The organism is Segatella copri, assembly GCF_024330485.1.
GTDB classification, from domain to species: domain Bacteria; phylum Bacteroidota; class Bacteroidia; order Bacteroidales; family Bacteroidaceae; genus Prevotella; species Prevotella copri_L.
Genome location: NZ_JANDWX010000039.1, coordinates 18,613 through 28,784 on the forward strand (window position 1 = coordinate 18,613; position 10,172 = coordinate 28,784).

General features: G+C 38.9%; 10 protein-coding genes and 1 pseudogene. All 11 read right to left on the reverse strand.

The window, feature by feature from the left end:
- Window positions 1-90: 90 nt before the first annotated feature.
- A complete protein-coding gene (locus NNC77_RS14520; RefSeq protein ID WP_153072619.1) occupies window positions 91-261 on the reverse strand; it encodes a hypothetical protein in 171 nt (56 codons plus the stop codon).
- 22 nt (window positions 262-283) lie between these two features.
- Window positions 284-1,072: an ADP-ribosylglycohydrolase family protein gene (locus NNC77_RS14525; RefSeq protein ID WP_254971540.1), complete on the reverse strand. Its 789-nt coding sequence runs from the start codon at window positions 1,070-1,072 to the stop codon at window positions 284-286.
- A gap of 17 nt (window positions 1,073-1,089) precedes the next feature.
- Window positions 1,090-1,218: a hypothetical protein gene (locus NNC77_RS14530; RefSeq protein WP_254971539.1), complete on the reverse strand. Its 129-nt coding sequence runs from the start codon at window positions 1,216-1,218 to the stop codon at window positions 1,090-1,092.
- A gap of 217 nt (window positions 1,219-1,435) precedes the next feature.
- A pseudogene (locus NNC77_RS14535) lies at window positions 1,436-1,864 on the reverse strand (NYN domain-containing protein); the annotation flags it as partial.
- Window positions 1,865-1,887: 23 nt separating this feature from the next.
- The gene (locus tag NNC77_RS14540; protein WP_254971538.1) at window positions 1,888-2,973 is read right to left on the reverse strand and encodes a competence protein CoiA family protein; all 1,086 of its coding nucleotides are present in this window, start codon (window positions 2,971-2,973) and stop codon (window positions 1,888-1,890) included.
- 160 nt (window positions 2,974-3,133) lie between these two features.
- A complete protein-coding gene (locus tag NNC77_RS14545; protein ID WP_181976492.1) occupies window positions 3,134-3,307 on the reverse strand; it encodes a hypothetical protein in 174 nt (57 codons plus the stop codon).
- 472 nt (window positions 3,308-3,779) lie between these two features.
- Window positions 3,780-6,080, reverse strand: coding sequence for a leucine-rich repeat protein (locus tag NNC77_RS14550; RefSeq protein ID WP_254986894.1), 2,301 nt, complete (start codon window positions 6,078-6,080; stop codon window positions 3,780-3,782).
- A 72-nt stretch (window positions 6,081-6,152) separates the two neighbouring features.
- A complete protein-coding gene (locus NNC77_RS14555; RefSeq protein ID WP_254971535.1) occupies window positions 6,153-6,959 on the reverse strand; it encodes a hypothetical protein in 807 nt (268 codons plus the stop codon).
- Window positions 6,960-6,976: 17 nt separating this feature from the next.
- On the reverse strand, window positions 6,977-8,440 hold the full coding sequence (locus tag NNC77_RS14560) for a DUF4433 domain-containing protein (RefSeq protein WP_254971533.1): 1,464 nt from the start codon (window positions 8,438-8,440) through the stop codon (window positions 6,977-6,979).
- 25 nt (window positions 8,441-8,465) lie between these two features.
- Window positions 8,466-9,077, reverse strand: coding sequence for a DUF6939 family protein (locus NNC77_RS14565; protein ID WP_254971532.1), 612 nt, complete (start codon window positions 9,075-9,077; stop codon window positions 8,466-8,468).
- Between the two features lie 16 nt (window positions 9,078-9,093).
- The gene (locus NNC77_RS14570; RefSeq protein WP_254971530.1) at window positions 9,094-9,921 is read right to left on the reverse strand and encodes a leucine-rich repeat domain-containing protein; all 828 of its coding nucleotides are present in this window, start codon (window positions 9,919-9,921) and stop codon (window positions 9,094-9,096) included.
- Window positions 9,922-10,172 lie beyond the last annotated feature (251 nt).

A 10,172-nucleotide genomic window follows, 5' to 3' on the forward strand; every position in this document is an offset into this window, starting at 1 on the left:
CCGGCAGGATTCTGCGTTATAATACTCTAATGCAGACTGCGCTTACTTAAATTCTTCAATCTACGGGCAAACTCAGGTGCAACCTCTATCCTATAACTCATTAAGCAAATCCTCCGCAGGAATAAAATCCATTTTTCCTTCGCGATGAAGTTTCAATTCCGTAAAGGCCTGATTGATACTAGCAAGGGCTTCTTCCAAATAGCTCTCGTCATTAGAAAGTACGCCCAAGCTATTATAAATATCAGTATTCAATTGCATCACATTCATTATCGAATCCTTTCTTTTAGCGATACATTGCGTAGAAATTCTGCACCTTGTCATGAAGCATAGAAGCATAGAGAAGACCATTCCTCCATTCTTCAGGAATATGGCATATTCCAAATTTAGCACCCAGGATAGCCCCTGCTACTGCTGCATTTGTATCCGCATCTCCTCCCGATAAAACAATCTTCAGAATACCCTCTTTATACGAGGTTGCATGCCAATAAGCCCATAGGGCAGCCCCTAAAGTTCTGAGCGTATATCCCATACTCTTTTCATCATCCAGACACAAAGAATCCAGACCTTCATGATATGCCAAGTCAACAAATGGAACAATTCGTTCATCATATTGTTTGGCAATGCCAATCACATCTTTATAATCCAATATCATGTCTTCAAAGACAAGAGCATGTATAATAGAAGAAACGATAACGCAAGAGCCCACACAGCGTGGATCATAATGAGTTAGCTTACAGATATTCTCTGCATTATTAGCCACATTGTCCTTCAAAAGTCCTACCACCGAAGTTCTCATGACGGCTCCATTAGCTGCAGCTTTTTTCTTTCCCATTTTCCAGATAATCTCTGCAGCCTTCTGTGGATTCGAAGTATAGTCGCCAAGAGCCATTACATTATAGGTATGCCGGCCAATTCCCATGCCTCCGTTCATCATCCATTCCTTAAACCTTCTGGCAATATCAAGAATATCTACCTTTTGACAAGCCACAAAGGAATCTAAGATGCATAGCATCATGTCGGTATCATCAGTCCAGTCGCCTCTTTGCCAACGACGACGATGATCATCCTGCACGATTTGTGAATAGTCCTCTATCCCATCAGGATAAAACGATCCACCTCTTGCTTGGACATAAACTCCGTGCTCAGTCCCAAAGCATCTCCTACAGCTTGCCCAAAGATAGTACCAAGGAATCGTTCTTTTATAGTTTCATTTTCCATATTTTTTCTATTCATACAACCAACAAATCGTAAAATCATCCATATCAATCACTCCTTGGTGATATAATCCTTTTAGATATTCCTCAAACGTTAATTGATTATCTGATGCTTGAAGTATTTGTATCCCTTCTTTTAACGGTGAAACAGACTCTTTCTCCACAATAGAAGCAGATTCTGGAGAGACTTCTTTTACCTGTCCAGATTCAAGAGAATGCGAAATAACCTCTATATAGACAAACTTGTTGCATGCAGCAATAAATGGCTGAGGTGTTTTCTTCATCCCCATACCTATTACCTCCTTTCCTGCCTCTCTCAGACGCATAGCAAGACGTGTAAAGTCGCTATCGCTAGATACCAGACAGAAGATATCCACTTAATTGGAATAGAGAATATCCATAGCATCGATTATCATAGAAGAATCGGTGGCGTTTTTCCCGGTTGTGTAATTATACTGCTGAATCGGGTTAATGGCATTTTCCAAGAGTACATCTTTCCATCCATTCATGGAAGACTTCGTGAAATCGCCATATATACGTTTGATGGTGAGATTACCAAATCTCGCCAACTCATCGGTCATATCCTTGATATTTCTGTAAGATACGTTGTCCGCATCTATTAACATCGCTATCATGTTTTCTGTTTTCATTTTACAAATGCTATAAACCTATATTATATGATAAAATATTCTACAGTATCATCCAATATAACATTTACTTGGGAGTAAAACCTGCATTTTTTTGCCCTGGAAGTATCAAAAGATCCTGTGGTTCTAAAGTCTTCGAGATGTAGCTGGAGACTTTTATACATCTTACACATTTTATAAGGTGCATCAAACCACGAAGAAACTGTTACGAAATTCCTACATGAGTTACAATTAGAGATATGGTATTTCTGAGAACAAATGGTATAGGCATAATTATATGCTTCATATCTGTTATGTGCAGAGAATACAACTTCACATAATGCTCGATGGTCTTTTCTCTTTATTTGTTTGCAATTGCAATGTTCATTAGAAAGATATATTTTCCCGGATGGCATAAATGCACAGCGAGTGAGCCATACACTTTCATTTATGTTGGAGTTGTTATAATCTTTGGTTTTGAAGCCATAGAATGCAACAATTTTTATTTTCCTACCTTCCCACTCTTCGCCAACGGTTTTAGACTTCTCGACAAGTCCGGATTCTATCAAGGAAGAAATACTGTCCTCATCTTCTATAAGGATTTCTATTATTTTGTTTCCGCTATGTAGCTTGGCTTCATCGCTTGCATGGGTTACACAAAACTCTATATAGATAGGCTTACGTTCCGGGAACTCCTTAGAGAAAAATTTCAGGTCGCTACGCCTTCTAATATTGTCATACGAAATTTCCTGCTCACAAGAGTCATACCATTCCTTAATATCAATCCTCCTCTTCTCCTTATTGGAACATCTTCTTGAATGGGACATGAAAATGCATTTATCCTGGTTGCAAAAGGAAGTATACTCAAACTCCATATATAATGATGTTCTATTATAGAATGCTTCCTGTATTTTCTCTTTAGCCAACAGGTGAAGCATTGACTCATAAGCAGCTTCACATTCTGTTCCTGACAAATGAGAAAAATGGTGCTTGCGCTTTGCACCTTGTTTAGCCTGAAGAGGTTCGCCACAATAGGTGCAAAAGCATCCACACTCTTTTCCATTCGCCACACTATCGATATGTACCAATTTCCCTTCAGCACTAAGTGCGTATGTTAAATATGGCTTTTTCATACTCCTAAAATATTAAATGTTTAAGGTCGCAAATTGCGACCTTAAACATTGGAAATCACAGTTTGTGATATCCAATGTATTAATAAAATCGAGAGGTAGTCGAAATATTTGACCACCTCCCTCGCAACTTTATCAATAGCGGTATTGTTGTAAACTCGTGCTATATTTTTTTAGCTATGCCCATCTTCACCATTTCTTCAAGAGAACTCGCCTTTCCATCCACTACCCAGGATTTGCCAACTCGCTGAATATTATGTTCCTTGTTGTCTATCCTGTATGATATTCCTTCTCTTGTTGTATAGGTGGTGTCACCAATAAAATTGAATGTTCTCATTTGTTTTTGACTTAACCGTGCTGTCGAGGGCTTATTTGTGCTTGCAAAGGTATAAATAAATTCTTAGAAATCCACTTTTTTTGAAGTTTTTTTAGCTAGGATTATTTTTTCGGGCAGGTCGCACACGTTGAGCCACATGTAGTTTTGTTTGTGATGGTGTTGGCTCATGTCTTGCGTGACCTGGAACAGCGTATGACTGAGGCGCTTAAAAATATGATGAATGTTTGCTTGCTTCAAAGAAAAGAAATATCTTTGCAGACAAGTAAACGCAGGCGTTCACAGAACTTATTCTATGTCGTGTACATCTGTAAATCGGCCAAACAAGAGGGTAGAGGTGGAGAATTTCTCCACCTCTTATTTTATATATGGAAAAGGAGAAGGCAAAGGAGGAAGTCTTGGAGGGAAGGGTTCCTATTTATGATGGTATCGATTTTCCGGTATCTCTTTTTCGTCGTAATAATCAAGGAATAATCTAAAAAGTTACCCAAAATATTTTTTCTCCGAAACGGGAGATTAATTCTTGTTTAAGATCATTTGGGAAATTACACTCATAAAATGCACCATCCCCAATACTAGTAACACTATTAGGAATAACAATGTTTGTCAAAGAAGTGCAACCATTAAATGCACCATCCCCTATACTGGTAACGCTATTAGAAATAACAATATCTGTCAAAGAACAGCATCCCCAAAATGTACCATCCCCAATGCGAGTCACGCCATCAGGAATAACAAGACTAAGCAAAGAAGAGCAATGCCTAAATGCACTTTTCCCTATGCAAGTAATGCTATCAGGAAGAATAATATTACTCAAAGAAGTGCAACGACAAAATGCCTTATTACCTATACTGGTCACACTATCAGGAATAACAATATCTGTCAAAGATTTGCAATTACTAAATGCACCTTCCCCTATGCAGGTAATGCCATCAGGAATAACTATGCTACGCAAAGAAGAGCAAAATTGAAATGCACCTTCCCCTATGCAGATAACACCATCAGGAATAACTATGCTACGCAAAGAAGAGCAAAATTTAAATGCACCTTCCCCTATGCTGATAACACTCTTTGGAATAACAACGCTACGCAAAGATTTGCAATCATAAAACGCGCCACTTCCAATGCAGGAAACACTATCAGGAATGACATATGATGTCGTATTCTTATCTCTAAATGCGATAATTTTGCTTTTGTCCTTATTGAACAATACCTTATTGTCATAAATAAAGTAAGGTGACAAACAGTCTAATTTACCATACCAGTTAAAAAACGGATTGCCGTTTAAGCAAATTACGCTTTTCGGAATGGATATATATTTCAATGAGGAACATCCACAAAATGTCCACGTCCCAATGCTAGTCACACTATCAGGGATAACAATACCAGTCAAAGATTCACAACCACAAAATGTCCACGCCCCAATGCTAGTTACACCATCAGGAATAACTATATCTGTCAAAGATTTGCAACCACTAAATGCATAATCCCCAATGCTAGTTACACCATCAGGAATGGCTATATTTGTCAAAGATTCACAACCACAAAATGCCCTATCACCTATACTGGTCACACTGTCAGGAATAACAAAACTTGTCAAAGAAGAGCAACGATAAAACGTCATATCCCCTATGCAGGTAATGCCATCAGGAATAACTATGCTACGCAAAGAAGAGCAAAATTGAAATGCCTTATCACATATTATCATTACACCCTCTTTAATAGAATAAGTACCATTAAGTTTTTGTGGAGCTTTCAACAATTTTCTTCCATCTTTGCTATATTTCACGCCCCATTCATCAACAAAAGCTTCCTTCAACTCTTCCTCTGTAGCTTTGGTTGGTAAGTCTTCAATTGTTTGAGGCAGGATAGGCTTTTCGCCAATAAACAATCTAAAAGAACATGCAGAAAGATCCTTTCTTGCCAAGGCGAGCATGAAAAGAGAGTAAAGTGTACAGAAGTCTTTATTGCACATCAACCCCTGCAAGGCTGATATGACCTTGCTATTTGACGGATTGCGATAATCATTTTCCGAGAAGAGAAGTCTGTCTGAGGCGCCATAGATATCTAACAAAGTAGATTTCATCGAGATAGCCTTCAATGACAAGGCGATGCTTGCCAAAGAGAAATCATCTATCGTTTCATCAAAATCATCCACTGTACGCAGAGGATGACTGAAATCCTTGGTACCGATAGTTGGAGATTTACTGCCTTTCATAGAAGACACAAACATTCCATCATAATCCACCAATGTAAGAGAGCCATCTGGACGGATTATGATATTGTCTGGCTTGACGTCGCCATGGGCAAAAGATTGTGAACGGAGCCAAGCCGCCATTTTTCCAAAGCGATAACAAAGCAATGACATGGCTGATAGATTGTGATAGTTTGCCGAAATGTAAGCTTCCATCGTTTCACCATCTACCCAATCCATCAACAATACTGGAAATTCATCCTCCTCGCATTGACTGTCCACGAAGAGTTCCTTCTCCATATACTTTACAGAAGTAATATATGGAGAATCAACCATATCCAATTCATCCGCAATCTGACGATAGGCTTCGGCTCGCCCTTCCTGTTCTTCCGTAAAACACTTGAGGGCATAATATTTCCCGGTACTCTTGTCCTGCATCTTGAACACTACGGCAAAAGCACCACTACTTCGATATGGTTCTCCGTGATCATCTAGTACGGGAGTCAAGTAAGCCAATTTATCAAGATTATCGTCAGCATCTTGAATGGCCTTTACATATTCTGATATCAATGGGTACTGCATATTATGTATTGTTATTTTATCTGCTTCTACAAATTTTAATGACAACAAATAGGGATATAAAGAAGATGGATGCTAGCCTTTAAAATAAACTAGCGTGAAATCATCCACATCTAAGATTCCTTTCGAATTCAGTTCTTTCAAATATAGTTCAAACCGGCTGTTAGATGATGTTGCGTCTAACAAAGATTGGAGCACATCCTTCCAAAAATCAAACTTCATGGTCTCTGCTGTTTTCAAAAGTTGGGAATTGCCAGATGCTTTTAGGTATTCTTCAGCAAGCTCCGCACCATACTCCTTACTTTTAGACAATTCATACATCATCATGATATAATGCGATAAGGCATCGCTGGCAGCAAAGACTACCGAAGATTCATCCAGATAAAAGTCACCACTACTGAAACCTTCCTCTTCCAGGGGATCTTTACAGCTAACCAGCCTGGGAGGATTGCTAAAATCAGACAATTTCGTAAAACTATGTTCCAAGACACCTGTATCCTGACTATAATGAAAGACTACGCTATCGCCGTATGCCATCCATTTACATTGCTTATCCCCTGTTATCCATGCAGCAGCAATGGTGGCGCAAGCCCCCTCATTATAATATTTATTCAAAAGTATGCCGTCGCCTTCCTTTGCTCTTTCCTCGTGCTCATTATAAAAGGGCTCCCAAATGCCATCTACCCATTCGTCAAGTTCTTTGAAGCAGACGATGGGTTTATCTTTCGGAAGATGTTTTACAAGATACTCCGACCACTCATTGGCAAACAAGCCACAGCCTCCTGCCCCATCGGATACAGCTATACAGGTATCCGATGAGTAGAAAGCATCTTCGTTTGCAACATGGTCATTGAACTTTGCTATACTAACACCTCTGTTCATAACTTTTCTTTATATCATTACAGATTCTGATTTACCAGCATACTCGAAAGTGTGCCAATCTTCATCATTTTAACCAATCTCTCCATACCCGTATTTACACCCATAGCATGGTAGCGGATATCAGCCTGCTTATCTCCAAAGATATTACGGATCTGCTCATTGTAGTTGAGCGGCAAAAGACTTGACATATTATAAAGTTTCTCACCATATCCATTTCCGTTCAATTCATCTGCAGTTGCAGGGAATACAACCGATTCTGCATGTCCTGGCACAACGTGAATATTGAAGAGCAAGACATTGCCATCATTGGTAAACATCGATTTTAATTGATTGGCAAGTTGTTGCATCTCATCATGCGAAGTTCCATTATACTCACCATCAGTAATATTGATAATTGTAGGAGGATAACAATCCTTGTCATGATGCACTTTCATCCAATTTTCAAGCAAACCTTCCGCACGTTTGAAAGCCTTATCCATGTGTGTCCAACTACCATCATGGCGAGCTACCATCCATTGTTTCTTCTCTACTTCTTTGATGGTTATACCCTTACGGGTACGCACCTCTTCCTTCACCATTTTCTTTTGGTAAGGATTATCACGAATCTCTTCTGGAGTAACAAAGTCTCGTCCTTCCAAGTTACCATTCCAGGCACTATAAGCCTCCATGCCATAACCTATCATGGCAATATCAAAGTAATGGCGAGTTTCATTATTCTTCACACATCGCTCCACCAACTCGTTGATTTGGGCATTTACAATACGGGCAACAGCCTCAGATAAAGTCATATCCTCACCATTGAAGGTAGTAATTCGGCGCATAGAAACACTTTGGTCCACCAGGAAGATGAATGCTGTAGGATGCTCACGATCAACACGAGCCGTATATGCATTCTTGCTCTGTAATATCTGTGGCTGGCTTGGAATTGGAATACCAAAGTTGCCGATGTTCTTGATATACTTCAGGGGAATGCTGTTCTTTACCAGAATCTCGGCTTGATAGAAAGGCTGTTCATTTATATCCAGGTCAAAATGCTTGTTTGCCTTGACTGTCTGAAAATGAATTTTCTTGAAATCTTCCAGGTTTCCGCCAACGTTGGCACCGCTTCTTGTAGCATTTCTATCAGAAAACTTAGTCTGTTCATCAAATATCACCTCTGGGTCTATTTCCAAAATTACGGGGTTAGATATACGTTGCTCGCTCATCGCTACATACATCATCGGATGCTGCTTGGTAAAGCTCGCTCTCACATAATGCTCCAGCCCATCTCGTTTGTCAAGTGACCAGGAAGTAGAACCAGGTCCACCGCCTCCCGGCTTAGGAATCGTAATTCCTCGTTCCTCACAATCCTTCCAGGAAAAGAGGCCACCATTCTTGATGATGTTCTCTAAGTTATCACGATCAGTAAAATGATACAACGTTGTAATATGATGCTGTTCAAGGATCTTTTTAAAATCCTCCCAATTATTTCGTTTACTCATAATTAATATTTTTGTTGTTATTCTATCAAAAAAGTTCTAATTCCTGTGGGTTATCAACCTGTAGTATTGCCTCCGTATCCGGTTTTTCTCCATAAGGATAAATACCATCTACGTATGCCTTGATCAAAAAGGCATGAGACAAAGGTTTGCTTGGGTCATCCACATCACAGTTGGTATCATAATCCAACAAGATGATGGTTTTCGTTTTACTTGCCTCCTTCAACCGTTCAATGATTGTTGGCACTTTATTCTCCAACATCCATTGGTAGGTTGGAATATATATCTGCTTTCTAGCTTCTATGTATCCAAGAAGTTCCTTGCCATATATTCCTTTGCGATGTCCCAAAGGCTTACCATACTTGCGTACAGTTCGCTTGATATTCTTCATCGTATCATTCTGTAACATCTGTACATCTACGTCTGCTCCTTCAAACACCTTCAACCCCTGCCATATCGCCTCTACACAAGTAGCTGTCACTCCATCGCTGAATGGAACTGGAATTCCACCATGTGGGTAGAATGGACTTAATTTGATTAAGCTATCTTTGGCATGGCTAGTTACATCCGCAATGATTGCATCGGGATGTTTCCTTAATATGTTTTCGTATTTCTTACGCTTAGATTCTATTAATATCATAATTATTAAACTATATTTACCATGAACTAAATATTTTATATCCAAACCGGGAGATTAATTCTTCTTCAAGATAGTCTGGGAATTTGCATTTATGAAATGCACTATCACCTATGCTAGTAACACTAGAAGGGATGACTATCTCTGACAGAGAACTACAAAAAGAAAACGCCCAATCACCTATGCTAGTAACACTAGAAGGGATGACTATCTCTGACAGAGAATCACAACAAGAAAATGCACCATCACCTATGCTAGTAACACTAGAAGGGATGACTATCTCTGACAGAGAATGACATCTAAAAAATGCACCTTTATCTATGCTAGTAACACTAGAAGGGATGACATACGATTTTATATTTTGATTCCTGAAAGAAATAATTCTACTTTTATCCTTATTGAACAAGATATCATCCTCAAAAACAAAATTAGGAGATAAACATTCTAATTTGCCATTCCAATAAGCAAATGGATTGCCGTTTAGGCAAATTACGCTTTTAGGGATGGATATACATTTCAACGAGGAACAACTAGAAAACACCCAATCACCTATGCTAGTAACACTAGAAGGGATGACTATCTCTGACAGTGAATTACAACTAGAAAATGCACCTTTACCTATGCTAGTAACACTAGAAGGAATGACTATCTCTGACAGAAAGTAACAACAACAAAATGCCCTATCACAAACAACCTTTGTTCCTTTCCTTATTGAATAAGTAAGATCAAGTTCTTGTGGAGCCTCCAACAGTTTTCTTCCATCCTTGCTATATTTCACTCCCCATTCATCAACAAGAGCCTCTTTTAACTCTTCTTCTGTTGGCGTTGTCGATAAATCTTCATCCATCACAGAAGTTATATTAGGCTTTTCGCCAATAAACAATCTAAAAGAGCATGCAGAAAGCTCCTTTCTTGCCAATGCGAGCATGAAAAGAGAGTAAAGAGTGCAGAAATCCTTATCACACATCAATTCCTGCAACACTAGTGTCCCGTTAAAACGAGACGATTATTAAATAAGTTATTAATACTCAAAAGTTTACGGACTTTTTGTAGTGTATTCGATTTGATTTTGTATCTTTGCACGCATATTTAAAATAC

Bases quoted from the DNA above. Each gene is read 5' to 3' on its own strand.
- NNC77_RS14530 (WP_254971539.1), bottom strand. From the start codon at position 1,218: ATGGAAAATGAAACTATAAAAGAACGATTCCTTGGTACTATCTTTGGG.
- NNC77_RS14540 (WP_254971538.1), bottom strand. From the start codon at position 2,973: ATGAAAAAGCCATATTTAACATACGCACTTAGTGCTGAAGGGAAATTG.
- NNC77_RS14545 (WP_181976492.1), bottom strand. From the start codon at position 3,307: ATGAGAACATTCAATTTTATTGGTGACACCACCTATACAACAAGAGAA.
- NNC77_RS14550 (WP_254986894.1), bottom strand. From the start codon at position 6,080: ATGCAGTACCCATTGATATCAGAATATGTAAAGGCCATTCAAGATGCT.
- NNC77_RS14555 (WP_254971535.1), bottom strand. From the start codon at position 6,959: ATGAACAGAGGTGTTAGTATAGCAAAGTTCAATGACCATGTTGCAAAC.
- NNC77_RS14560 (WP_254971533.1), bottom strand. From the start codon at position 8,440: ATGAGTAAACGAAATAATTGGGAGGATTTTAAAAAGATCCTTGAACAG.
- NNC77_RS14565 (WP_254971532.1), bottom strand. From the start codon at position 9,077: ATGATATTAATAGAATCTAAGCGTAAGAAATACGAAAACATATTAAGG.
- NNC77_RS14570 (WP_254971530.1), bottom strand. From the start codon at position 9,921: ATGGATGAAGATTTATCGACAACGCCAACAGAAGAAGAGTTAAAAGAG.